Source organism: Paraburkholderia sp. BR14320 (genome assembly GCF_040948665.1).
Classification (GTDB): domain Bacteria; phylum Pseudomonadota; class Gammaproteobacteria; order Burkholderiales; family Burkholderiaceae; genus Paraburkholderia; species Paraburkholderia youngii.
Genome location: NZ_JBFPKG010000025.1, coordinates 14,888 through 39,707 on the forward strand (window position 1 = coordinate 14,888; position 24,820 = coordinate 39,707).

Below are 24,820 nucleotides of genomic sequence, written 5' to 3' on the forward strand. Positions count from 1 at the left end.
CCGCCATGCGCCCTATAGTTAACGGATTTATCAGGTGAGCGAAAAAGAAATTGATCAGGTGCTGGTCGAACGCGTCCAGAAGGGCGACAAGGCCGCGTTCGAGCTTCTGGTCTCCAAATACCACCGCAAGATTCTCCGGCTGATCTCGCGTCTCGTGCGGGACCCCGCCGAAGTCGAAGACGTCGCGCAGGACGCATTTATCAAGGCCTATCGCGCGTTGCCGCAGTTTCGCGGCGAGTCGGCGTTTTATACGTGGTTGTACCGGATTGCGGTCAATACCGCGAAGAACTACCTTGCCACCCAGGGCCGGCGCGCGCCGACCTCGACCGAAGCGGATGCTGAAGAAGCTGAAACTTTCTCCGACGCTGACCAACTAAGGGATATCAACACGCCTGAGTCGATGTTGATGAGCAAGCAGATCGCTGAGACGGTCAATGCTGCGATGGCGGTTTTACCGGAAGAATTGCGCACCGCCATTACTCTTCGAGAAATTGAGGGTTTGAGCTACGAGGAAATCGCTGAGATGATGGGTTGCCCAATTGGCACAGTCAGATCACGAATTTTCCGCGCTCGCGAAGCCATTGCGGCAAAATTGCGACCGTTGCTTGACACACCCGAGGGCAAGCGCTGGTAGACGTCTCTGAGCGTCCAGCTGGCTTGGCGGGGCAGCGGTGCAATATCTGGATTAGTGGTGTCACTACGGGGTTATTTGGAAGATGGGGAGCATCATGGGGTCGGTCTCGATGCAATCGCAAGCGGGCTCGCGCGGCGAGCGTCTGTCCGCTTTCGTCGACGGTGAATTGTTCGGCGAAGAGCATCTGAATCTGGACAAGTTTTTTGCGGAACTGGACGGCGATGATCGCGCCGCCTGGTCGAGCTACCACCTGATCGGCGACGCGCTACGTTCCGACGATCTGGCAGTCAGCCCGGCACGGAGCAGCGCCTTTCTGAGCGGTTTTGCCGCGCGCCTCGAAAGTGAGCCGCATGTGCTGGCGCCAGCCGCCGCGTCCGCGTCGGTCACCCGCCGCCTGCTCGGGCTGCGCCGGCGGGTCGTGCCGGCTTTCGCCGTCGCTGCCGCGGCCGCTACATTGACCTGGATCGTCGTGCCGCAGCTGCAGGGCGTGCCGGGTGGATCGGGTGCCCAGCTCGCTTCGCTCCAGTCGCACGGCGACCCGGTGCAGCGTGTCGCCATGGCCTCGGTGCCCGCGCAAGACTCCAACATCATTCGCGACGCGAGCCTCGACCAATACCTCGAAGCTCATCAGCAATTCGCGCAGCAACCGGCGATGGCAGGCTCGATGCCGGTAATTCGCGCTGCCTCAGTCTCCACGCAGGGCCAATAGTTTGATGCAGACTCCGCGGTTCAATAAAACGACTATCTGGGGGCGGTTGCCAGCATTTCTGTTCTGTGCAGCTGTGTTGTTGTCCGCTACACCGCGGGTCTTCGCTCAAGACGATCCGGTCGTTGCCCGTCGCACGGCCGCGGAACTGCTCGACCGCATTCATCAGGCCGCCCAGCAGCAGAACTACGAGGGCGCCTTCGTCTATCAGCGCGGCAATTTCGTGCAGACGTCGCGTATCGCGCATTACTCCACGCATACGGACGGCGAATTCGAGCAGCTCGAAAGCCTCGACGGTAAGCCGCGCAAAATGCTCCGCCACAACGACGACATGTACACGTTCCTGCCGGAACGGCGTATCGTGGTCTTCGAAAAGCGGCAGAACAAAGATTCGTTCCCCGCGCTGCTGTCCGTGAACGGAGAGCAGGTTCTGTCCGTCTACGAGCCGAAGATGCTGGGCGATGACCGCGTCGCGGGCGTCGACAGTCTCGTGATGGAACTCGATCCGAAAGACGCCTACCGGTTCGCGTACAAGCTGTGGGCCGACAAGAAGACCGGTCTGCTGCTGCGCGCGCAGACGCTCGACCCGAGCGGCCAGGTGCTCGAGCAACTGTCGTTTTCGCAGGTCCGCATCGGCGTGCCGGTCGACAAGGCGGGCATCGTCAACGGCATCCGCAATCTCACGGGCTGGACGGTCGTGCGTCCGCCAGTCGAGCCGGTCGACATGGCCGCGCAGGGTTGGCAAATCAATCCGTCGGTGCGGGGCTTCCATATCATCCGTCAGTTGCGCCGTCCGATGGCGTCGCGCGAGGCAGGGCAGCCGCCGATCCCCGTCGACCAGGCCGTGTTTTCCGACGGCCTCGCGGCGATTTCGGTTTTCGTCGAGCCGGTCGAGAACAACGCGCGCAAAGAGGGCACAGGCGATAGCGGCGCGACGCACGTCCTGGTCAAGCGTCAGGGTGACTTCTGGATTACCCTGCTTGGTGAGGTGCCCCAAACCACATTGCAGCAATTCGCGTCTGCCATAGAATACAAAGCTCCGAAGTAACCCTTCCGAATCCTGAAATCCCTCGGCTTGCTACGATATGACGACTTTCTCGGTGCGCAAATTCCTCGCGGCCGTAGTGGTGGCGGCGTGTTTGCCGCTTGTGCCGCATATGGCATCGGCGGCTCCCGCTGCCAATCTGCCCGACTTCACTGACCTCGTCGACAAGGTCGGCCCGGCGGTCGTCAACATTCGCACGACAACGCGCGTGTCGAACAGTAGTTCCCGCGGCGGCCTGCCGCCGGGTATGGACGACGGCGATATGTCGGAGTTCTTCCGGCGCTTCTTCGGGATTCCATTGCCGCAGTCACCGCAATCACCGCGCGGTGGTGATAACGGCGGTGGTGGAGGGGGGGGCGGCAGCGGCGGCAGCCCGGATTCACAGGACAACACCGACCCCGAACAGAACAGCGGCGTGGGCTCGGGCTTCATCCTGTCGGCGGACGGCTACGTGATGACCAACGCGCACGTCGTCGACGACGCGGACACGATTTACGTGACGCTGACCGACAAGCGCGAATTCAAGGCGAAGCTGATCGGGGTCGACGACCGAACCGACGTCGCGGTCGTGAAGATCAACGCGTCGAATCTGCCGACCATCACGATCGGCGATTCGAACAAGGTGCGCGTCGGCGAATGGGTCGTCGCGATCGGGTCGCCGTTCGGTCTCGAAAACACGGTGACGGCCGGTATTGTCAGCGCGAAGGGACGCGACACCGGCGACTACCTGCCGTTCATTCAGACCGACGTGGCCGTCAATCCGGGCAACTCGGGCGGCCCGCTGATCAACATGCAGGGCGAAGTGATCGGCATCAATTCGCAGATTTATAGCCGCACCGGCGGTTTCATGGGCATTTCGTTCGCGATTCCGATCGACGAAGCGATGCGCGTGGCCGACCAGCTCAAGAGTTCGGGCAAGGTGGTGCGCGGCCGCATCGCGGTGGCGATCGGTGAGGTGACGAAGGACGTCGCCGATTCGCTCGGTTTGCCGAAGGCGCAGGGCGCGCTCGTCAGCAGCGTCGAACCGGGCGGCCCGGCCGACAAGGCCGGCGTGCAGCCGGGCGACATCATTCTCAAGTTCAACGGTCATTCGGTCGACACCGCGACGGACCTGCCGCGTATGGTCGGCGATACGAAGCCGGGCACGAAGACGTCGATCTCGATTTGGCGCAAGGGTCAGACGCGCGAACTGCCGATCACGATCGCAGAAATGCAGCAGGATAAGGTCGCGAAAGCGGACCAGAAGAAGCCGCAGGCGCCGAAGCAGCGCGCGACCAACGCGCTTGGCATCGCGGTGAGCGATATTCCCGCCGACCAGCAGAAAACGCTGAAGATTCAGAACGGCGTGCAGATCGACGCTGTCGACGGTCCGGCAGCCCGTGTCGGGCTCCAAAAGGGCGACATCATCCTGCGGGTTGGCGACACCGATGTGACGAGCGCGAAACAGTTCGACGAACTGACCTCACACCTCGATTCGCAGAAGATGGTCGCGTTGCTGGTTCGTCGCGGCGACAACACGCAGTTTGTGCCGGTCCGTCCGCGCGGCGCGCAGAAATGACGAAGACGGCATCGCTCACGCTGTATGGGCGCGCGTGGTGCCATCTGTGCGAGGACATGCGCGCCGCGCTCGAGCCGTTGCTGGCCGAGTTCGGGGCGCAAGTCGCAGTGATCGACGTCGACAGCGATCCGTTGCTCGAAGCGCGTTACAACGAGTTGGTGCCGGTGCTGGTATGCGATGGCGTCGAGTTGTGCCACTACCATCTCGACGAAGCGCGAGTGCGCGCAGCATTGGCGGCGCATGCGTCGCGTGTCGCGGCGGCATCCTGATTTACATCCGCGCGGCATGTGATTCGCGCGATACATGCACATGTTTGCGGCGACTCGCTTCGATGCGCCCGGTAAATTTCTCGCCTCCTCTACGCCGTCTTGAGGCCCGCGCTATGCAAGATGCGCCGGCCGAGGGGCTTTTCGGCTAAAATAGATAGGTTTTTCACCTACTTACAAGGCGTGCTCCGCTATTGTCCGGGCGCGCCTTTTCGCTTGATCGGCACTGAATGGATCATATTCGTAACTTCTCGATCATTGCGCACATCGACCATGGCAAGTCGACGCTCGCCGATCGCATCATCCAGATTTGTGGTGGTCTGTCCGACCGCGAGATGGAAGCTCAGGTGCTCGACTCGATGGATCTCGAGCGCGAGCGCGGCATCACCATCAAGGCGCAAACCGCCGCGTTGTCGTATCGCGCGCGCGATGGCCGGGTCTACAACCTGAACATGATCGACACCCCCGGGCACGTCGACTTCTCGTACGAAGTCAGCCGCTCCCTGTCCGCGTGCGAAGGCGCGCTGCTCGTCGTCGACGCGAGCCAGGGCGTGGAGGCGCAAACCGTCGCCAACTGCTACACGGCCATCGAGCTCGGCGTCGAAGTGGTGCCGGTGTTGAACAAGATCGATCTGCCGGCGGCGAACCCCGAAAACGCGATCGCCGAGATCGAGGACGTGATCGGCATCGACGCGACCGACGCCACACATTGCAGCGCGAAGACTGGCCTCGGCGTCGAAGACGTGCTCGAAGCGCTGATCGCGAAAGTGCCGCCGCCGAAGGGTGACCCGGAAGCGCCGCTGCAGGCGCTGATCATCGACTCGTGGTTCGACAACTACGTCGGTGTCGTGATGCTCGTGCGCATCGTCAACGGAACGCTGCGTCCGAAGGACAAGATCCGCCTGATGGCAACCGGCGCGCAGTATCCGGTGGAACATATCGGCGTGTTCACGCCGAAGTCGAAGAATCTCGAATCGCTGTCGGCGGGGCAGGTGGGCTTCATCATCGCCGGCATCAAGGAACTCGCGGCGGCGAAGGTCGGCGACACGGTTACGCTGGTGAACCAGCCGGCGGCCGAGCCGCTGCCGGGCTTCAAGGAAGTGAAGCCGCAGGTGTTCGCGGGTCTCTATCCGGTCGAAGCGAACCAGTACGACGCGCTGCGCGACTCGCTCGAAAAGCTGAAGCTGAACGACGCGTCGCTGCAGTACGAGCCGGAAGTGTCGCAAGCGCTCGGTTTCGGGTTCCGCTGCGGCTTCCTCGGTCTGTTGCACATGGAAATCGTGCAGGAACGTCTCGAACGTGAGTTCGACATGGACCTGATCACAACGGCGCCGACCGTGGTCTACGAAGTACTGCAGCGCGACGGCACGACCCTGATGGTCGAGAATCCGGCCAAGATGCCCGAGCCGTCGAAGATCGAGGAAGTGCGCGAGCCGATCGTCACCGTGAACCTGTACATGCCGCAAGACTACGTCGGCGCGGTGATCACGTTGTGTACGCAGAAGCGCGGCAACCAGATCAACATGCAGTATCACGGTCGTCAGGTCCAGTTGACGTACGAAATCCCGATGGGCGAAGTCGTGCTTGATTTCTTCGACCGTCTGAAGTCGATTTCTCGCGGTTACGCGTCGATGGATTACGAGTTCAAGGAATACCGCGCGTCGGACGTCGTGAAGGTCGACATGCTGATCAACGGCGACAAGGTCGATGCGCTGTCGGTGATCGTGCATCGCTCGCAAAGCCAGTATCGCGGCCGCGAAGTGGCAGCGAAAATGCGCGAGCTGATTCCGCGTCAGATGTACGACGTAGCGGTTCAAGCCACGATTGGTTCGAACATTATCGCGCGCGAAAACATTAAAGCGTTGCGTAAGAACGTGCTGGCAAAATGCTACGGCGGTGATATCACGCGTAAGAAGAAGCTGCTTGAAAAGCAGAAGGCAGGCAAGAAGCGAATGAAGCAGGTGGGTTCGGTTGAAATCCCGCAAGAGGCTTTCCTCGCTATTCTGCGTGTCGAAGACAAATAAGTTGAATAACGGAACCCTATGAATTTCGCGCTGATTCTTTTTGTGCTCGTCGTTTTGACGGGCGTCGCATGGGTCGCGGACAAACTGGTTTTCCTGCCGAAACGGCGCCGCGACGCGGAAGCCGCAGTCGCCGAATTCGATCGTCAGCAGGCGCGCATCGGCGAGCGTTTCGCCGATGAAAACGCCGCGCAAACGCGCGCGCGTTTGCGCGACGACAAACTGCGTCAGCCGTGGTGGCTCGAATATACGGCGAGCTTTTTTCCGGTGATTCTGGTGGTGTTCGTCGTGCGCTCGTTCGTGGTCGAGCCGTTCAAGATCCCATCCGGCTCGATGGTGCCGACGCTGCTGGTGGGCGACTTCATCCTCGTCAGTAAATTCGAATACGGTCTTCGTTTGCCGATCACCAACACGAGGATCACGCAGGGCCGCCCGGTCCAGCGCGGCGACGTGGTGGTGTTCCGTTATCCGAAAGACGAATCGGTCGACTACATCAAGCGCGTGATTGGTCTGCCGGGCGATCTGGTCGAGTATCAGGACAAGAAGTTGACCGTCAACGGCAAGCCGGTGCCAGAAACGCCGCTGCCCGATTATCTCGACGAAGAGCGGCTCGGCTATGCGAAGCAGTTCCAGGAAGATATCGACGGCCGCAAGAACGCAATTCTGAACAATCCGGCGGTGCCGCCGTTCATCGTTGGTGCAGAAGACTTCCCCTATCGCGACAACTGTCAATACAACGCACGTGGGGTGATCTGCAAAGTGCCGCCGGGCAATTTCTTCATGATGGGCGATAACCGCGACAACAGCGCGGATAGCCGGTACTGGGGTTTTGCGCCTGAACGCAATATCGTCGGCCGCGCATTTTTCATCTGGATGAACTTCAGCGATCTGCGACGCATCGGCTCCTTCCAGTGAGTCGTGTGCATTGATCGCTTCGTGATCACTTCATGAGCGATCACACGCCGCGCGAATAACCGGCACCGGTTATCTCGGTCGCGGCGTGTTGTCATGCAACTTTAAGAACTCGCGGTAACGTCGCTTCACCACGCTTTTTCCTCTGGCGCCCCGCGTTTCCGCCGGGTCAGGCGCCCGCGTTATACTCTGCCCATGCCTCTATCTCCGTTGGAAAGCCGTTTGCGCTACGAATTTCGCAATGCGGAATTGCTGCGTCAGGCTTTAACACACCGCAGTCACAGCTCCACGCATAACGAACGGCTCGAATTTCTCGGCGACTCCGTTCTGAATTGCGCGGTGGCTGCGCTTTTGTTCCAACGTTTCGGCAAACTCGACGAAGGCGACCTATCGCGCGTGCGCGCCAATCTGGTCAAACAGCAGTCTCTCTACGAGATCGCTCAGGCACTCAATATCTCGGAAGGCCTGCGCCTCGGCGAGGGCGAGTTGCGCAGCGGCGGCTTCCGCCGGCCGTCGATCCTCGCGGATACGCTCGAGGCGGTGCTCGGTGCGATATTTCTCGACGGCGGCTTCGACGCTGCGCAGACGGTCATCAAGCGCCTTTACGTGCCGATCCTCGACCACATCGACCCCCGTACGCTCGGCAAGGACGCAAAGACGCTGCTGCAGGAGTATCTGCAAGGCCACAAGATTGCGTTGCCTACCTATACGGTCGTCGCTACCCATGGTGCGGCGCACAATCAGCAATTCGAAGTCGAATGCACGGTGCCAAAGCTCGACGTCAAAGTGTCCGGCTCGGGCGCGAGCCGTCGCGCGGCGGAGCAGGCGGCCGCAAAGAAGGCGCTCGACGAAGTAATGGCCGCGGCGCCCGCCGTGGTTGCGAAGCCGAAGCGGTCGAAAAGCGCACGCGCCGCGAAAAACGCCGAGCAGGAAATCGTGCCGGGCGTGACCGGCGTACAGGCCGCACTGGATTTACGCACGCCGGATCGCAAGAGCGCGCGCGGCGAAGGGCGCGCGCCTGCCACGATTGAAGCCCACGCCGACAAGTCTGCCGTGGAAAAGTCAGCCGTTGAACGGCCTGCAGCCGAGCGTGCCGCGCCAGGTCCCGCCGGTGCGCCGTTGGCTGTCATCCGTGCCGCGCATGTGGAGTACAGCGGACATGACAAGCCGGAACGCGCCGAGAAGTCCGAAAAGGCGGAGAGAACCGACAAGGTTTCGGTGCACTCAGGCGAGAAACCTGTCGACAAGTCAGCCGAAAAGCCCGCAGCGGACAAAACCCCCGACCTCAAAGCCGACGCGCCGTCACACACCCGTAGCGCAGAGCGTCAGCGTAACCGCGAAGCCGCGCCGGGCACGGGCTCTTCGAGCGTTTCCGCCGCACCCGCGTCGGTCGTCTCGGCGGCCCCGGCACCTGCCGAACACGAACCCGGCGTCGCCGGCGCGGTGCAAACGCGCGTCGCCGATGCGGGCCATTGATTGCCATCGGCGTGCGCGTCGCGCGCGCCGACCTGAACCTGCCGTAGTCCGAATATGAACGCTCCCACTCCCACTGGTTTTCGCTGCGGCATGGTCGCGATCGTCGGCCGCCCGAACGTCGGCAAGTCCACGCTGATGAACGCGCTGGTCGGCCAGAAAGTCAGCATCACGTCGCGCAAGGCGCAGACCACGCGACATCGCATCACCGGCATCAACACGCTCGAAGACGCTCAGTACATCTTCGTCGACACGCCCGGATTCCAGACCAAGCACAGCGGCGCGCTGAACCGCTCGCTGAACCGCGCCGTAACGTCGACGCTGACCTCGGTCGATGCGATCCTGTTCGTCATCGAAGCAGGCCGCTTCGGCCCCGACGACCAGAAGGTACTCGACCTGATCCCGGCGAAGGTGCCGACGCTGCTGATCGCGAACAAGCTTGATCGCGTATCGGATAAGAACTCGCTTTTCCCGTTCATGCAGCAGATGAGCACGCTGCGCGAGTTCAACGAGATCGTGCCGCTGTCCGCGAAAAATACCGACGACATCAAGCGTCTGATGGCGACCATCAAGCCGTTCCTGCCGGAAGGCGAGCCGATCTACGGCGAGGACGACCTGACCGACCGCAGCGAGCGCTTCCTTGCGGCCGAAATCCTGCGCGAGAAGGTCTTCCGCTGGACCGGCGACGAACTGCCGTACACCAGCACCGTGCTGATCGACAAGTTCGAAACCGAAGGGCGGCTGCGCCGTATCTTCGCAACGATCCTCGTCGATCGCGACACGCACAAGGCGATGATCATCGGGCAGAAGGGCGCAAAGCTGAAGCAGATCAGCACCGAGGCGCGCCTCGACATGGCGAAGCTGTTCGATGGGCCGGTGTATCTCGAGACCTTCGTCAAGGTGAAGAGCGGCTGGGCCGACAACGAAGCCGGGCTTCGTGCGTATGGGTACGAATGACGCGTGGATGACGCTCAATTCAGACGAGGCTCCGGACCAACCGGAGCACGAGCCGTCGCGGCCCGCGCGTAGCGCGAGGAAATCGTCGGCTCAGGCGAAAGGCGCGAAAGGCGCGAAAGGCGCGCCCGCCGACGACGGCGAGCCGCGCAAAACGCCGGCGCGTCGCGCGCCGCGCACCTCCACATCAGAATACCGGATCACCGAGCAGCCCGCGTTCGTGCTGCACAGCTACCCGTATCGTGAGACCAGCCTGATCATCGACGTGCTGTCGCGCGATCACGGTCGTCTCGCGCTCGTCGCGAAGGGCGCAAAGCGCCCGCACTCCGCGTTGCGCGGCGTGCTGCAAACGTTCCAGCCTTTGTCGCTCGCATGGTCGGGCAAATCCGAAATGCGTACGCTGACCGGCGCCGAATGGGTCGGCGGCATGCTGCCGCTGACCGGCGACGCGCTGCTGTGCGGCTTCTATGTCAACGAACTGCTGGTGCGCTTCTGCGCGCGCGAAGACCCGCATCCTCAGTTGTTCCATCACTACGTCGTTACGCTGACCCGCCTTGCGCACGATGAGCCGCCGGTGCAGGTGCTGCGTTCGTTCGAACGCGTGCTGCTGCGCGAGACCGGCTACGCGATGGCGCTCGACCGCACGGTCGCGCGCAAGGCCGTGCTCGCCGACGGCCGCTACGTGTTCGATCCCGAGCGCGGCGTGCGCGAGGCATCGGACGAATGGCCCGCGCAGTGGCCGGTGGTATCGGGACAGACCTTGCTCGATATGGAAAAGGACGATTACCATCGAGCGCAGACCGTCGCGCAAAGCAAAACGCTGATGCGCTTCCTGCTCAACACCTATCTCGGCGGCGCGCCGCTTGCTACCCGCCAGATCCTGATCGACCTGCAGAACTTATGAGCTTCTTCCTGACTTCGCCGACCGTGATCGACCTCGGCGTGAATATCGACCACGTCGCCACGCTGCGCAACGCGCGCGGCACGTCCTATCCCGATCCGATCCGCGCCGCGCTGATGGCCGAAGAAGCCGGCGCCGACGCGATTACGCTGCATCTGCGCGAAGACCGTCGGCATATCGTCGACGCGGACGTGCACAAGCTGCGTCCGCTGCTGAAAACGCGCATGAATCTCGAATGCGCGGTCACGGCCGAAATGCTCGACATCGCGTGCGAAGTGCAGCCGCACGACGTGTGCCTCGTGCCTGAAAAACGCGCGGAACTGACGACCGAAGGCGGCCTCGACGTCACCGGACAGTTCGATGCGGTGCGCGCCGCATGCAAGCAACTGGCGGACGCGAACTCGCGCGTGTCGCTGTTCATCGATCCCGACGAAACCCAGATTCGCGCCGCGCACGAAGCCGGCGCGCCGGTGATCGAGCTGCACACCGGCCGTTATGCGGAAGCGCACGATCCCGCCGAACAGCAGCGCGAATACGAGCGCATCTCGCGCGCGGTCGAATTCGGCACGACGCTCGGCCTTAAGGTGAACGCGGGCCACGGCCTGCACTACACGAACGTGCAGCAGATCGCGGCGATCGACGGCATCGTCGAACTCAACATCGGCCATGCGATCGTCGCGCACGCGATCTTCGCGGGCTGGGACAACGCGGTGCGCGAGATGAAGGCGATCATGGTCGCCGCGCGTCTCGGCGCGCGCGCGTAACCCGATCTCGCGACGGACGCACGCATGGCAATCTACGGAATCGGCACCGACATCGTTCAGGTCAGCCGTGTCGCAGCGGTGATGACCCGCACCAATGGCCGTTTCGCTGAGAAGGTGCTCGGTCCCGACGAACTACGCGTCTACCACGCGCGTCACGCCCGTTCGGCGGCCCGCGGTCTCGCGTTTCTCGCGACGCGCTTTTCGGCGAAAGAGGCGTTCTCGAAGGCAATCGGCCTCGGCATGCACTGGCCGATGAGCTGGCGCGCGCTGCAGACGCTGAACCGGCCGAGCGGCGAGCCGATGGTGGTCGCCTCCGGCGAGCTGGCCGACTGGCTCGACGCGCGCGGCATCACGGCGCGCGTGACGATCAGCGACGAGCGCGACTACGCGGTGTCGTTCGTGATCGCCGAGACGCAGCGGCCGGACGAGACGGAAGCTTCGTTTGCGGCGTCGGCGTCGCGGGCTTCGTCCGCGCACTCGGCCACCGAATAAAAATGTTGACCGCGGCCGCTGTCGGTCGCGTTTGTCTTTGCGTCAGACTCTTTTCCAGCGGAATTCGATGAAAACCACTCCCGGACCGGTGATGCTCGACGTGGTCGGCAAAACGCTGAACCGCGATGACAAAAGGCGTCTCGCGCATCCGATGACCGGCGGCGTGATCCTGTTCGCGCGCCACTACGAGAGCCGCGCGCAACTGGTCGCGCTGACCGATGCGATCCGCGCGATTCGCCCGGATCTGCTGATCGCGGTCGATCACGAAGGCGGCCGCGTGCAGCGCTTTCGTACTGACGGCTTCACGGTGCTGCCGTCGATGGGCAAGCTCGGCGCGTTGTGGGACCAGGACGTGCTGCGCGCGACGAAGGTGACGACCGCGGTCGGCTACATCCTCGCCGCGGAACTGCGCGCATGCGGCATCGACATGAGCTTCACGCCGGTGCTCGACCTCGACTATGGGCATTCGCAGGTGATCGGCGATCGCGCGTTTCATCGCGATCCGCGCGTGGTCGCGCTGCTCGCGAAGAGCCTGAATCACGGTCTCGCGCTCGCCGGCATGAGCAACTGCGGCAAGCATTTTCCGGGGCACGGATTCGCGCAGGCAGATTCGCACGTCGCGATGCCCATCGACGAACGCCCGCTCGACGAGATTCTCGGCAACGACGTCGCACCGTACGACTGGCTCGGTCTGTCGCTTGGCGCGGTGCTGCCCGCGCACGTCGTCTATCCGGCGGTCGACGTGAAGCCGGCCGGCTTCTCGCGCATCTGGCTGCAGGACATCCTGCGCGGCAAGCTGGGCTTCGAAGGGGCGATCTTCAGCGACGATCTATCGATGGAAGCCGCGCGCCAGGGCGGCACGTTGACCGAAGGCGCGCAAGCCGCGCTGGAGGCCGGCTGCGACATGGTGCTGATCTGCAACCAGCCGGACGAAGCGGAGAAGGTGCTCGACGCACTGCGCGTCACGCCGTCGAAGGAATCGCTGCGGCGGTTGAAGCGCATGCGGCCGCGCGGCAAGGCGCTCACGTGGAGCAAGCTGATGGCCGAGCCACGGTACGCCGAAGCGCAGAGACTGGTGCGCAGTACCTTTGCATAAATGGAAATGGCGCCTTGAAGCAATTCAAGGCGCCATTTTTTATCAGCTTCGACTGGCCCGAACCGCCGTCGGGCAATCGTTCAGTTCAGGCGCATGCGCTGCAACTTGTTGTACAGCGTCTTCGGGCTGATTCCCAGCAACGACGCCGCGCGATGCCGCGTGCCGCCGACCGCGTCCAGCGTCGCGCGAATCAGCATTTCTTCGACGTCAGCGAGTGGCGTGCCGACGGTCACCTGCACGCGGCTGCCGTTAAGATCGCGGCCGTTGGCCGTGCCGGCCTCGTCGGCGCGCAATGATTCGATCACGTCACCCGACGCCTGATAGGCGCGCCGCACGCGTTCCTGCAGCTCGAGCACGTTGCCCGGCCAGTCGTACGCGAGGCATTCGCGCAGGAAGTTCGGCCCCGCCTGCTTCGCGACCTCGGCCGTGCCGCGCGCGGTCGCTTCCATATTCAGTTCGTCGACGACTGCCTGTGCGATCAGCACCGGATCTTCGCCGCGCTCGCGCAGCGGCGGCAGGTTGACCGCGGCGGCTTCGAGACGCAGCGCGAGGTCCTGATGCAGCGAGCCGTCCGCGACCGCCGCGCGCGGCGGCTTGCGCGTCGACGCGATCAGTCGGAAGTCGGTCACGATCTGGTTGCTGCCGCCCACGCGCATAAAGGTCTGCGAATCGAGCGCGCGCAACAGCGCTTCCTGCTGCGCGCGCGGCAGTTCGGTGATTTCGTTGATGAACAGCGTGCCGCCGCTCGCCTGTTCGAAGAGGCCTGGCTCGCGCTGCTCTGCGCCGCCGAACGCGCCGCGTTCGTGGCCGAACAACAAGCTGTCGAGCGAGCGATTGAGGCCGCCGGCGGCCGCGCCGCGGCAATCGAAGGTGACGAACGGGCCTTTGCGGCGGCGACTCATGTCGTGCAGCGTGCGCGCGGCGATCTGCTTGCCGGTGCCGGCCTCGCCGGAGATCAGCACCGCGGCTTCAGTCGGCGCGAGCCGCTCGATCGTGTCGTACACGTGTTGAATCGTGCTGCTGCGGCCGAGCATCGAACCAAAGCGGCCGAGTTGACGCAGCGATGCCCGCAGCGCCTGGACCTCCTCGGTCAGCTCATAAGGCCGCGGAATGCGCGCGAGCAGGCTGCGCAGACGCGGGATGTTGACCGGCTTCAGCAGATAGTCCCAGATACCGTGCCGCAACCCCTCGATCGCACTCTCGACCGTCGCATTGCCGGTCATCACGATCACTGGAAGCGCACCGCCTGGCGGATGCGCGGGCAGATGCTGCAACAGATCGAGGCCGCTGCCGTCCGGCAGATTCAGGTCGACGAGCACGACGTCCGGAATGAAGCGCGTCAATGCGCCGCGCGCCTCGGCGAGCGTGGTCGCGGTGTCGACTGAAAAGCCGTCGGCGGCGAGGATTGCCGACAGACCGGACAGGCTATTGGGATCGTCTTCAACAATCAGGGCGTGTGGCATGGCGAGCGCAATTTTATGAATGGGTTGAATGCCCGGCGCGCCGCCAACGCTGATGGCGCGCACCGTGGGCTCCTGGGGGCTCGATGACAGGGCTAAACGAACGGTCCTTGCACGGTGAAAAAACGACAGCCGCCGGCACTGCGTCTTGAGCGGCGCGGGCCGGCGCCTGTAGTTCCTTCACTGCTCCTGTCAGAAATCCCGGTTGCTATCGAAAAACCGGCGCACTTCGAGTTCCGCCTGTTCACGGGTTTTGCCATAGCGTTCCTGAATCAGACCGGCGAGCCTGTCGGCCCGGCCTTCGGCTTTGGTCAGTTCGTCGTCAGTCAGTTCGCCCCATGCGGCCTTCGCCTTGCCGACCATCTGTTTCCATTTACCTTCAGCAATGTCTTCGTTCATGGTGGCTCTCCCAAGTGGATATTGAGCGGTACTCGCGTAACTCTCTCCACCTAGCAGGCATCGTGCCAAAAAGCCTGGATGAAATGGATCAAGGGCCTGGCGCGCGCGCGACGCGAATTCATGATGTCGCGATGGCAATTTTGAGAAATTTGCCGGTAAAGTTTTCCTAAACCATACACGGCGCGACAGAAAAGAAAAAGCGCCCAAAAATTGAGCGCTTTTGGTGCAGGCCGGCAGGGCGCCGGCGCTGGCGGGGTGACGCAGGCCGCCGTTTAGGCGCGGCTGCGGTACTCGTGCGTACGCGTGTCGATTTCGATCTTGTCGCCGATGTTGCAGAAGAGCGGCACTTGCAGTTCGAAGCCGGTGTTCAGCTTGGCGTTCTTCAGGACCTTGCCCGACGACGTGTCGCCCTTGACAGCCGGTTCCGTGTAGATGATTTCGCGAACCAGCGTGGTCGGCAGTTCGACCGAAATGGCCTTCTCGTTGTAGAACACGACTTCGCAAGCCATGCCGTCTTCGAGGTAGTTCATCGCGTCGCCCATCATTTCGGCTTCGACTTCGTACTGGTTGTAGTCGGCGTCCATGAACACGTACATCGGGTCGGCGAAGTACGAGTACGTCACTTCCTTGCGCTCGAGCACGACGACGTCGAACTTGTCGTCCGCCTTGTACACGGCTTCCATGCCTGCGCCGGTCAGCAGGTTCTTGAACTTCATTTTGACAACGGCGGAGTTACGGCCCGATTTGTTGTATTCGGCCTTTTGCACGACCATTGCGTCTGCGCCGATCATCACGACGTTGCCGGTGCGGAGTTCCTGTGCGGTCTTCATAAAACTGTCCTGTACGAGATAAATAGCTTAACTGTTGCTCAACGGCATAGGTGCCAAGCGGCTTCGGCGTTTCGCCCACCGCCTGCCGCGCGCCGCTCGAAGCGACCGCAGCCCGGATGCGTGAAACGGGACCGGCTCACGGCGAAAATCCGCGGCGTGATGCCCCGGCGTTTCCACCTGTCCGTTACCTGAGTTTTACCCTGTTCGGGCGTGTACACGAGTGGCGCCGATCTGCAATACGCCCAAACATACGTCCCTTTTTTGACATTCGCGTGCCCGACCAGGAGATTGGGACACGTGCTGTGTTTTTCGAGGGGACCGGTCAGACGGGCTGACCATGGGGTTGTTGCTCGAATCGGGCCGCGCTTGCGTCGTCGGCCGTTGGATAACCGCTTATTTTAACTGAGTTTTTGCGAACGAGGTCAGATTTCCGGCGAGATCGCCGACTTGCGCGAGTTCGACCGACCACGCGGCGGCGCGCCGCTTAAGCGCCGGATAGTGGCGCTGGAATTCCGCCCAGTCCGGCTGACCGGCGCCGTTCCACGCGTGCCAGAAACGCCCGAGCGCGGCGCGTGCGTCCCTCGACAGCGTGCGCGTGTAGTGCGCGAGCGCGGCGTCGAGCTTTGGCAGATGGGCGTCGTCGGCCTGCGGATAGATGTGCCAGACGAACGGTTTGGCGGCCCACTGCGCGCGCACGAACGAGTCCTCGCCGCGCACGAAATTGATGTCGCTCGCCCATAGCAGTGCGTCGTAGCCCGGCTGTTCGGTGAAAGCGAGTGCGTGCGCCCTGAGGTTGCCGCGCATCGCATGGGTGCCTGCTGCAAATGACGGTAGGCCGAAAAAACGCGCGAGCGCGCCGGAAATGCGTCCTTCGGGCACCAGCAGCACGATCGGGCTTGCGCTGTCGCGCCATTGTTCGAGCAGACTGTCGACCGCCGGATTTTCGTATGCGAACAGGGAAACGACGGTCGCGTCGGCGGGCGGCGGCGCGTGGCCCGTGACGTTGCGCCACCAGTCGGTGCGCGCGGCCGGTGAACCTTCGAACGCGGCGCGCGCCGCGTCGAGATCGCGCTCCTTCAGGACGCCACCGGTCCCGGGGCCGAGGCCGGGAAAAAAGAAGATCTTGCTCAGCGCGTAGCGCGGATGCGGCGAGGGCCGCAAATGAAAATCGGCGACCCAGTCCTCGGCGCTCAGATATTCGAGGTTGAACCACAGCGGCGCGCGCGCGCGCTTTGCCATCGCCGCGATATAGACGGGCGGCAATTCGCAGCCGAACGCCTCGATCACGACGTCGGCGACTTCGAGCGTATCGCCTGCGTGAGACGGCTCGTGCCAATGCTCGATGACAATGCCGTCGAGCGTCTGCCGCGCACGCTCGAGCACGAGCGACGGGCACAACCTCTTGAACGCATGCAGATCGTCGACGAACACGCGCACCTGCCAGCCATGCTCGTGCGCGAGTTGGCGCGCGAGGCGCCAGCACACGCCGATGTCGCCGAAGTTGTCGATCACCGCGCAGAAGATATCGCAGGCGACCGGGTTGGCAGGGGCAGCGGGTGATCCGGAAGCGGGCGCGACGGAGGACATGGCGGCTCGGCTGGCTCGGTGACTCCGGCGACGCGGAGCGGGTTCGAACGAACGCGGAATGTTCTAAACTGGCGATTCTAAAGCCTCGCTCGCGATCGCGCGCGCCGTTTGTCCGCCACGCGGGCCGCATGGCACGACGCGCGACACGACCCCCGGCGCGTGGTGCCGGGCAATCGGCGCAATCCGCGCAATCCACGTAATCGGTGCAAGCGGCGAGGCGGCGCGAGACAGTCCCACCCCAATCGATCCCGCATGACCGAACCCGAAGCAACCGACGCCCCCGACACCTTCGAGCCGAAAAAAGTGCTCGCCCAACTGCCGCATCTGCCCGGCGTGTACCGCTATTACGACACGAGCGGCGTCGTCCTCTATGTCGGCAAGGCGCGCGATCTGAAGAAGCGCGTATCGAGCTACTTCACGAAGACGCAGCTGTCGCCCCGCATCGCGATGATGGTCACGCGCATCGCGCGTATCGAGACGACGGTCACGCGTTCCGAGGCCGAGGCGCTGCTGCTCGAAAACAACCTGATCAAGGCGCTCACGCCGCGTTACAACATCCTGTTTCGCGATGACAAGTCATATCCGTACTTGAAGCTGACCGGTCACAAGTTTCCGCGCATGGCCTATTACCGCGGCTCGGTCGATCGCAAGAACCAGTACTTCGGTCCGTTCCCCAGCGCGTGGGCGGTGCGCGAGAGCATCCAGATCCTGCAGCGCGTGTTCCAGCTGCGCACCTGCGAGGACTCGGTGTTCAACAACCGGACGCGGCCGTGTCTGCTGCATCAGATCGGCCGCTGCACCGCGCCGTGCGTCGCGAATATCAGCGAAGAGGATTACGCGCGCGACGTCGCCAACGCGTCGCGCTTTCTGCTCGGCCGCCAGGGCGAGGTGATGAAGGAGCTCGAGCAGAAGATGCACGCGTTCGCGAGCGAGCTGAAATTCGAGCAGGCCGCGGCGGTGCGCAACCAGATGAGCTCGCTGTCGACGGTGCTGCATCAGCAGGCGATCGAAGTCGGCAGCGATAGCGACGTCGACATTCTCGCGGTGGTCGCGCTAGGGGGCCGCGTGTGCGTGAATCTCGCGATGGTGCGCGGCGGGCGGCATCTCGGCGACAAGGCGTACTTTCCCACGCACGTGGAGAGCGCGTTGACGGCGGAGGAAGGCGGGCTCGAAGAAGACGGCGATCAGGACGGTGCATCGGCGGGGGGGCAGGCAGTCGCGCCGTCGGCCGAAGCGGCGAGGGCCACGGCCGATGCGCTCGCGATCGCGCAGGACATGCCGTCGGAAGACAAAGACACCGATGGTAGTGACGAAGAAGCGCTCGACGAGGCTACCGAAGCGACCGCGGACGCCATCAGCGACGAAGGCGTGGACGAAGGCGCCGACGGGCGCCCGGAATCCGGCCCGGCGGCGAAGGGCCGCAAAGGCCGCGCGCCTGGCGGCGTCGAATCCGAAGTGCTCGAAGCGTTCATCGCGCAGCATTACCTCGGCAATCGCGTGCCGCCGGTGCTGGTGGTCAGCCACGCGCCGGCGCGCGAACTCGTCGACGTGCTGATCGAGCAGGCGGGCCATAAGGTGAGCGTGCTGCGTCAACCGCAGGGACAGCGGCGCGCGTGGCTGGCGATGGCCGAGCAGAACGCGCGGCTCGCGCTCGCGCGGCTGCTGTCCGAGCAGGGCTCGCAACAGGCGCGCACGCGCTCGCTGACCGACACGCTCGGCATGGAGTGCGACGACCTCGCGCATCTGCGCATCGAATGCTTCGACATCAGTCATACGATGGGCGAGGCGACGCAGGCGTCGTGCGTCGTGTATCACCATCACAAGATGCAGTCGTCCGAGTATCGGCGCTACAACATCACCGGCATCACGCCCGGCGACGATTACGCGGCGATGCGCCAGGTGCTCACGCGCCGCTACGAGAAGATGGTCGCGCAAGCCGCCGCGAACGCGAGCGATGAAGCCGCCGAATCGCAAAGCGATGCGGCCGCCGATCCGTCGCTCGCCGCCGATGCCGCCGAGCCCGCCGCGGCCGGCGGCGTCTTGCCGACCATCGTGCTGATCGACGGCGGCAAGGGGCAGGTCGAGATCGCGCGGCAGGTGTTCACCGAGCTGGGGCTCGACACCGGCATGCTGGTCGGCGTCGCGAAGGGCGAGGGGCGCAAGGTCGGTCTCGAGACGCTGATTTTCGCGGACGGCCGTACGCCGCTCGAACTCGGCAAGGAAAGCGCCGCGCTGATGCTGGTCGCACAGATCCGCGACGAAGCGCACCGCTTCGCGATCACCGGCATGCGCGCCAAGCGCGGCAAGACGCGCCAGACCTCGCGGCTCGAAGAACTCGAAGGGGTGGGGGCCAAGCGGCGTCAGCGCCTGCTCGCGCGCTTTGGCGGCTTGCGCGGTGTGGTGGCCGCGAGCGTCGAGGATCTGGCGAGCGTCGAGGGTATTTCGCAGGCGCTTGCCGAGCAGATCTACCGGCAACTGCATTGAATCGACGGGCCGGGCCGCGCTGTTGTCGACACGACCGCTGGCCGGAGCTGACGCGTCGCGCGGCGGATGCGCCGGCTGGCGCCGACTCCGCGAACCACGCGCCGGGCGCGGCCCGCTTGCCGCCCCCGCGTGGCCATGCCCGGGCCGCTTGCTTGTGGCAGGCCTTGCGACACGGCACAATTGCAACTCACTCGTCAGACGCTGCGCCTGCCCCATGCCGTTTAATTTCCCGATATTCCTGACCTGGCTGCGGATCGTGCTGATTCCGCTCGTCGTCGGTGTGTTCTATTTGCCTGACATGATGATGAGCCCCGCGCACCGCAATCTCGCGGCCGCGACGATCTTCATCCTGGCGGCGCTCACCGACTGGTTCGACGGCTTTCTGGCCCGTAAATGGAATCAGACCTCGGCGTTCGGCGCGTTTCTCGATCCGGTCGCCGACAAGCTGATGGTGACCGCGGCGCTGCTCGTGCTCGTGCAGCTCGCGCGGATCGATTCGGCGATCGCGCTCGTGATCGTCGGCCGCGAAATTGCGATCTCGGCGCTGCGCGAATGGATGGCGCAGATCGGCGCATCGAAGAGCGTCGCGGTGAACTCGCTCGGCAAGTTCAAGACCGCTTGCCAGATGGTCGCGATTCCGATGCTGCTGTTCTATGGTCCGCTGTCGCTCGGCGCCGGCGTGACAGTCGATACGCGGGTGTGGGGCCTGTGGCTGATCTATCTGGCCGCGTTCCTGACGATCTGGTCGATGCTGTACTACATGAAGCTCGCGTGGCCGCAGATTCGCGAGCGCGGTGGTGTCGCGTGATGGTGTGAACAGAAGGAGCGCGGGGACGCAAACGTGTGTTCGAACCCCGGGCTACTACGAGCGAAATATTTTCTTAAAAACTGATGGGCCAAAGGGGTTGACACGTTTCAGTCGTTTCTCCATAATCTCGTTTCTCCGATGCACGCAACGCGAAACACCGGAGACGCAGCAAAGAAGTAGCAGTGAATGCAGTACGACGCGGGAATAGCTCAGTTGGTAGAGCGCAACCTTGCCAAGGTTGAGGTCGCGAGTTCGAGCCTCGTTTCCCGCTCCAGTTTTCGAAGCATCGCGTTGTTTGGCGAAGTAAAAAACGCAGCGCGGTGTGAAGCAGTTCAATGCGGGAGTAGCTCAGTTGGTAGAGCGCAACCTTGCCAAGGTTGAGGTCGCGAGTTCGAGCCTCGTCTCCCGCTCCATACATCAGGGGAAGCAACGCTTCCCTTTTTGTTTGGAAGGCCGGTCGTTCTGAACTTTCCAGAGCTTCGGTTCTTCTGGTAACCACCAGATAAATCTGCGAACCCGTGTCTAGGTTCCAGTCCGCTTGCGGCGCGATAGCAAAGCGGTTATGCAGCGGCCTGCAAAGCCGTTTAGGCCGGTTCGACTCCGGCTCGCGCCTCCAGTCTTTGATGTAAAGAGAAGCCCCGACTTGTCGGGGCTTTTCTTTTTTCTATTCCTCTTTCGTCAGCTTTTGCCGACCGTCGTCAGCGATGCGAGAGGACCGGTCGATCCCGCCGCGTGCTGTAGACGTTGCTTCGAATCGGTCAGAAATGGAGCGCGGATTTGATTGAGGGCAGGGGAACGTTGTTCAGGAACCGGCATGACCGCATTTTTCGGTGCATCGCTATTACCGCGGTTGACTCCTGCTCACACATGAGCAGCGCATTCAGACTAATGGCGTGTCCGGCTCGCGGAGAAGGACAAAGTCTGCCGTCGCGCCGCATCCGGAACGGACGATAGAATCAAGCATCGTCATCGCCCGCTTTCATTGAAGCCGCATGTATTTCCAATTCACCGGCACCCAGGTCCGCTTGCTAGGCTCGATGCATCTGTTTCCTGCGATCAGCCGTCGAACGCCGCCATGGATCGCCGAGGCCTATGACTGGGCTGACACGCTCGTGCTCGAGTCCGATCCAGCGACGATCCTGCCGTTCCTCAAAGCCGACGCACACCCCGCTGCCGCACAACTGCGGCCCTTGATGCGCGACGAAGCCTGGACCCAACTGCAGGCCCTATGGCCAACCGATGGTCTGCTGGCGCCGCTTGAAACACTGCGTCCGTGGGCCGCGCTGATCGTCGCGCCGACGCTGCTGCAGCAGGTGGTCGAGGGTGTCGAGCCGCGCATGTTGCGCCCGGCGATCGCGCAGGCGAAGCCGTACCGCTATCTCGAGTCCGCGCAGGACGTCGCCGTCACGCTCGAATCGATTCCGCTCGAAGCCATTGCCGCCGCGCTCGACATGCTGATGGCCGATCGCGGCGAGCCGCAACGCACGCTCGAACGGATGCACGGGGCGTGGCTGGACGGCGATCTGCAAGCGATACAGCAAATCGCCGTCGAATCGCCGATGTTCAATCTACCCGGCATCCGTCAGGCGATCCTCGACGTGCGCAATCGCGCATGGGCCGCGCGGCTGAACGAATTGCTGGACGTGCGCGAGCGCACGCTGGTGGTCGTCGGCGCGCTGCATCTGTGTGGCCCCGACAACCTGCTCGACTGTCTCGCGCGACCCGTGCAAGCAGTGTTCTGAGCGCGTGCGCGGATTTCGCGGCTGTACACGGCTGTGTCGACCGCCCGGACGACTGGCCGTTTCCTCAATTCCACGCGCCGGAATGCCGCTATACACTAATCCTTACCCGCTAGAACATCCGACACCCGCCGACCTCACTTCATGCTTGTTCCTCCGATCCCCAGCAATGAAAGCGCCCGTCTCGACGGATTGCACGCACTGCATATTCTCGACACGGCGCCGGAAGAGCGCTTCGATCGCCTGACCCGCCTCGCGCGGCGGCTGTTCGGTGTACCGATCGCCGTCGTCAGTCTCGTCGATGCGAACCGGCAGTGGTTCAAATCGTGCATTGGCCTGGAGGCGAGCGAGACCTCGCGCGACGTGTCGTTTTGCGCGCACGCCATTCTCGGCGACGATATTTTCATGGTGCCCGACACGCTCGCCGATCCGCGCTTCAACGACAATCCGTTCGTCATCGACGAACCGCACATCCGCTTCTACGCAGGCTGTCCGCTGCAGGTTGCGAACGGCGGCAAGGTCGGCACGCTGTGCCTGCTCGACACGAAGCCGCGCATGCTCGATGACGAAGATCGCGCGTTGCTGCGCGACCTCGCGCGCATGGCCGAACAGGAACTCGCCGCGATCCAGCTGGCCACGCTCGACGACCTCACGCTGCTGTCGAACCGACGCGGTTTCGAAGTGCTCGCGCAACACGCGCTGAACGTCTGTCGGCGCATGGATAAGCCGGCGTCACTGCTGTTCTTCGATCTGAACGATTTCAAGCAGATCAACGATACGCTCGGGCACGCGGAGGGCGACCGCGCGCTGCAAGCCTTCGCCGAGGTGCTGCGTACCGCGCTGCGCGAAAGCGACGTCATCGGGCGGCTCGGCGGCGACGAGTTCGTCGCGCTGCTGACCGGCGCCAGCAACGCGGAGACGCATGAGGTGACGCAGCGTCTCGAGCAGCTGCTCGACCAACGCAATGCCGAGCTGCTGCCCGGCTATCAGATCCACTTCAGCGTCGGCCAGGTGACGTACGAGCCGACGCGCCACGGCACGGTCGCCGAACTGCTCGCCGCGGCCGATGCGGCGATGTATAGCCACAAGCAGGCGTCGAAGGCGCGCTCGGCGCAACGGCACTGACGGGCGCCCGACTCGCGGCCAATCTCCAGCCGACCCGCGCGATGGCCCAACCCAGGCACGCGCGGCATAATTACGGATCGTTGCCCGCGCTGTCGCGCATTGACCCTGAAAGCTACCGATGACTGATTTGCAGCACACCGCCGCCACGCGGCTCACCGAACTCGAATGGCGTTGGAAGCCGTTCGCGGACCTCACGAGCGTCGAAGTCTATGAGATGCTGGCCGCCCGCAGCGCGGTATTCGTCGTCGAACAGAACTGCGTGTATGGCGATATCGATGGGCTCGACGTCGAAGCCTGGCATCTGCTCGCGTATGGCACCGGCGGAGAAGCGGCGCCGTCGCCGTTGGCCGGCTATTTGCGCGTGTTGTTGCCCGATGCGACGGATGCCGACGTACGCATCGGCCGGGTGCTGACCACTGCGTCGTTTCGCGGCATCGGTCTCGGCAATACGATGCTCGAACGCTCGCTCGCGCACATTCGTGCGCAGTGGCCCGATACGCCGATCCGCCTGCACGCGCAGGCGCATCTGCAAGGCTTTTACGGTGCGTTCGGTTTCGAGCCGGTCTCGGAGATTCACGACGAAGACGGCATCCCGCATGTGTGGATGCGCTCGATCTGAACGCGAGCCGGTCAGTTCAACCTTCTTGTAAACGGGTCAGCGAGGCCCGTTCGCGGTCGTCGACGCAGCATGCGTGAGCCCGCGCGCAGCTTTCGCGCGCCGCTCGGCGCGCAGGCGTCCGCGCGCCGACAGCCGCATCCAGTGACGCAGCGCGATCAGCGCGCCGACAACGCTCATCATCGAGCCCGGAATCCATAGCAGCAGCCCGCCGATCTGCTGATCGCGCATCGGGCTCAGCCATGTGAACGCGCGGCCGCAGATCGAATAGATCGGATACAGCTCGTGCGGCGTAAAGAAGATGAACGCGCCGAGGATGATCTGCGGCGGAATAGCCGCAATCACGACGAGCACGCGCTTGCCCGGCGACAGACGCGCGGGCGGCGCCGGGCGCGGATCGAGCACGAGCCACCAGAACAGCAGACCGTCGATCGCCATGCTCCAGTTCATCACGCGATAGATCCGCCAGTCGAGCATTGCGATGAAATGGATCGGCGACAGAAGCCAGAAATAGATCAGCCCGACGAATAGCGTGACCGCCACGACCGGGTGCATGACGACGTCGAGCGCCCCGCGCACGAGCGGAGTCTGCGGCGCGGGCCGCACGAAACGCTGTCGCCAGCGCAATGGAATGCCCGCGCGCAACGCCGCGCCCGGATACGACAGCGCAATGAAGAACGGCCCGAGATGATGCAGCACCAGATGCTGCAAGCGATGCATGAAGAACTCATGCTCGAAGAAATAATCGAGCCGCGTATGCAGCACGACATACAGCGCGACCAGCCCGAACCAGAAAGACAGACGCCGCGCGAACGACAGCCGCGCCTTGCGCGCGCCGCGCACGAACAGGATCGCGGGAATCAGCAACGCGATCACGGCGGTCGGCGAAAACTCCCACGGATCGAGCCAGTAGAGCAGGTTCATGGCGGTGGCGTGTGCGGTGGCCGCGG

General features: G+C 63.5%; 23 protein-coding genes and 3 tRNA genes. 21 read left to right on the forward strand and 5 right to left on the reverse strand.

Going from position 1 to position 24,820, the window contains the following annotated elements; translation table 11 throughout:
• The first annotated feature begins 34 nt into the window (after positions 1 to 34).
• The 13 genes from rpoE to nagZ all read left to right on the forward strand — a co-directional run bounded on the left by rpoE (position 35) and on the right by nagZ (position 12,822).
• Positions 35 to 634, forward strand: a complete 600-nt coding sequence (gene rpoE / locus AB3X89_RS22365) for an RNA polymerase sigma factor RpoE (RefSeq protein ID WP_006051939.1) — start codon at positions 35 to 37, stop codon at positions 632 to 634.
• A 94-nt stretch (positions 635 to 728) separates the two neighbouring features.
• Positions 729 to 1,343 (forward strand): sigma-E factor negative regulatory protein, encoded by a 615-nt coding sequence (locus tag AB3X89_RS22370; protein WP_368585207.1) that lies wholly within the window; start codon positions 729 to 731, stop codon positions 1,341 to 1,343.
• A gap of 4 nt (positions 1,344 to 1,347) precedes the next feature.
• Positions 1,348 to 2,388 (forward strand): MucB/RseB C-terminal domain-containing protein, encoded by a 1,041-nt coding sequence (locus tag AB3X89_RS22375; RefSeq protein ID WP_368585208.1) that lies wholly within the window; start codon positions 1,348 to 1,350, stop codon positions 2,386 to 2,388.
• Positions 2,389 to 2,425: 37 nt separating this feature from the next.
• Positions 2,426 to 3,943, forward strand: a complete 1,518-nt coding sequence (locus AB3X89_RS22380) for a DegQ family serine endoprotease (protein WP_368585209.1) — start codon at positions 2,426 to 2,428, stop codon at positions 3,941 to 3,943.
• Positions 3,940 to 4,212, forward strand: coding sequence for a glutaredoxin family protein (locus AB3X89_RS22385; protein WP_368585210.1), 273 nt, complete (start codon positions 3,940 to 3,942; stop codon positions 4,210 to 4,212). The genes AB3X89_RS22380 and AB3X89_RS22385 overlap by 4 nt, the downstream gene beginning before the upstream one ends.
• 227 nt (positions 4,213 to 4,439) lie before the next feature.
• Positions 4,440 to 6,233 (forward strand): translation elongation factor 4, encoded by a 1,794-nt coding sequence (gene lepA / locus AB3X89_RS22390; protein ID WP_013090048.1) that lies wholly within the window; start codon positions 4,440 to 4,442, stop codon positions 6,231 to 6,233.
• An 18-nt stretch (positions 6,234 to 6,251) separates the two neighbouring features.
• Positions 6,252 to 7,145: a signal peptidase I gene (gene lepB / locus AB3X89_RS22395; RefSeq protein WP_368585211.1), complete on the forward strand. Its 894-nt coding sequence runs from the start codon at positions 6,252 to 6,254 to the stop codon at positions 7,143 to 7,145.
• Between the two features lie 192 nt (positions 7,146 to 7,337).
• Positions 7,338 to 8,618 carry a ribonuclease III gene (gene rnc / locus AB3X89_RS22400; RefSeq protein WP_368585212.1) on the forward strand — a complete coding sequence of 427 codons (1,281 nt, stop codon included), beginning with the start codon at positions 7,338 to 7,340 and terminating at the stop codon, positions 8,616 to 8,618.
• Between the two features lie 54 nt (positions 8,619 to 8,672).
• Positions 8,673 to 9,572, forward strand: coding sequence for a GTPase Era (gene era, locus AB3X89_RS22405; protein WP_368585213.1), 900 nt, complete (start codon positions 8,673 to 8,675; stop codon positions 9,570 to 9,572).
• Positions 9,559 to 10,473 carry a DNA repair protein RecO gene (gene recO, locus AB3X89_RS22410; protein ID WP_368585214.1) on the forward strand — a complete coding sequence of 305 codons (915 nt, stop codon included), beginning with the start codon at positions 9,559 to 9,561 and terminating at the stop codon, positions 10,471 to 10,473. The genes era and recO overlap by 14 nt, the downstream gene beginning before the upstream one ends.
• Positions 10,470 to 11,234 carry a pyridoxine 5'-phosphate synthase gene (gene pdxJ, locus AB3X89_RS22415; RefSeq protein WP_368585215.1) on the forward strand — a complete coding sequence of 255 codons (765 nt, stop codon included), beginning with the start codon at positions 10,470 to 10,472 and terminating at the stop codon, positions 11,232 to 11,234. The genes recO and pdxJ overlap by 4 nt, the downstream gene beginning before the upstream one ends.
• Positions 11,235 to 11,258: 24 nt before the next feature.
• The gene (gene acpS / locus AB3X89_RS22420) at positions 11,259 to 11,726 is read left to right on the forward strand and encodes a holo-ACP synthase (RefSeq protein ID WP_368585216.1); all 468 of its coding nucleotides are present in this window, start codon (positions 11,259 to 11,261) and stop codon (positions 11,724 to 11,726) included.
• Positions 11,727 to 11,793: 67 nt separating this feature from the next.
• Positions 11,794 to 12,822 carry a beta-N-acetylhexosaminidase gene (gene nagZ, locus AB3X89_RS22425; RefSeq protein ID WP_368585217.1) on the forward strand — a complete coding sequence of 343 codons (1,029 nt, stop codon included), beginning with the start codon at positions 11,794 to 11,796 and terminating at the stop codon, positions 12,820 to 12,822.
• Between the two features lie 80 nt (positions 12,823 to 12,902).
• Here nagZ and AB3X89_RS22430 read toward each other — a convergent pair whose 3' ends face one another.
• The 4 genes from AB3X89_RS22430 to earP form a co-directional block, all read right to left on the reverse strand.
• A complete protein-coding gene (locus AB3X89_RS22430) occupies positions 12,903 to 14,285 on the reverse strand; it encodes a sigma-54-dependent transcriptional regulator (protein WP_368585219.1) in 1,383 nt (460 codons plus the stop codon).
• Positions 14,286 to 14,474: 189 nt separating this feature from the next.
• On the reverse strand, positions 14,475 to 14,681 hold the full coding sequence (locus tag AB3X89_RS22435) for a CsbD family protein (RefSeq protein ID WP_368585220.1): 207 nt from the start codon (positions 14,679 to 14,681) through the stop codon (positions 14,475 to 14,477).
• A 272-nt stretch (positions 14,682 to 14,953) separates the two neighbouring features.
• On the reverse strand, positions 14,954 to 15,511 hold the full coding sequence (gene efp / locus AB3X89_RS22440; RefSeq protein ID WP_013090038.1) for an elongation factor P: 558 nt from the start codon (positions 15,509 to 15,511) through the stop codon (positions 14,954 to 14,956).
• Between the two features lie 393 nt (positions 15,512 to 15,904).
• The gene (gene earP / locus AB3X89_RS22445; RefSeq protein ID WP_368585221.1) at positions 15,905 to 17,098 is read right to left on the reverse strand and encodes an elongation factor P maturation arginine rhamnosyltransferase EarP; all 1,194 of its coding nucleotides are present in this window, start codon (positions 17,096 to 17,098) and stop codon (positions 15,905 to 15,907) included.
• 252 nt (positions 17,099 to 17,350) lie between these two features.
• On the opposite strand from earP, the gene uvrC reads away from it, so the two are divergent.
• The 8 genes from uvrC to AB3X89_RS22485 all read left to right on the forward strand — a co-directional run bounded on the left by uvrC (position 17,351) and on the right by AB3X89_RS22485 (position 23,873).
• Entirely contained in the window at positions 17,351 to 19,582 is a 2,232-nt protein-coding gene (uvrC, locus tag AB3X89_RS22450; RefSeq protein ID WP_368585223.1) for an excinuclease ABC subunit UvrC, read from the forward strand.
• A gap of 214 nt (positions 19,583 to 19,796) precedes the next feature.
• On the forward strand, positions 19,797 to 20,390 hold the full coding sequence (gene pgsA, locus AB3X89_RS22455; RefSeq protein ID WP_368585224.1) for a CDP-diacylglycerol--glycerol-3-phosphate 3-phosphatidyltransferase: 594 nt from the start codon (positions 19,797 to 19,799) through the stop codon (positions 20,388 to 20,390).
• 198 nt (positions 20,391 to 20,588) lie between these two features.
• Positions 20,589 to 20,664, forward strand: a tRNA-Gly gene (locus AB3X89_RS22460).
• A 63-nt stretch (positions 20,665 to 20,727) separates the two neighbouring features.
• A tRNA-Gly gene (locus AB3X89_RS22465) sits at positions 20,728 to 20,803 on the forward strand.
• 129 nt (positions 20,804 to 20,932) lie between these two features.
• Positions 20,933 to 21,006: transfer RNA gene (locus AB3X89_RS22470), tRNA-Cys, on the forward strand.
• 376 nt (positions 21,007 to 21,382) lie between these two features.
• On the forward strand, positions 21,383 to 22,132 hold the full coding sequence (locus AB3X89_RS22475) for a TraB/GumN family protein (protein ID WP_368585225.1): 750 nt from the start codon (positions 21,383 to 21,385) through the stop codon (positions 22,130 to 22,132).
• Positions 22,133 to 22,273: 141 nt separating this feature from the next.
• Positions 22,274 to 23,254, forward strand: a complete 981-nt coding sequence (locus tag AB3X89_RS22480) for a sensor domain-containing diguanylate cyclase (RefSeq protein WP_368585226.1) — start codon at positions 22,274 to 22,276, stop codon at positions 23,252 to 23,254.
• Positions 23,255 to 23,372: 118 nt separating this feature from the next.
• On the forward strand, positions 23,373 to 23,873 hold the full coding sequence (locus AB3X89_RS22485; protein ID WP_368585227.1) for a GNAT family N-acetyltransferase: 501 nt from the start codon (positions 23,373 to 23,375) through the stop codon (positions 23,871 to 23,873).
• Between the two features lie 36 nt (positions 23,874 to 23,909).
• On the opposite strand, the gene AB3X89_RS22490 is transcribed toward AB3X89_RS22485, so the two are convergent.
• Complete coding sequence (locus AB3X89_RS22490) at positions 23,910 to 24,794, reverse strand: cytochrome c oxidase assembly protein (protein ID WP_368585228.1); 885 nt, start codon at positions 24,792 to 24,794, stop codon at positions 23,910 to 23,912.
• Between the last annotated feature and the right edge of the window lie 26 nt (positions 24,795 to 24,820).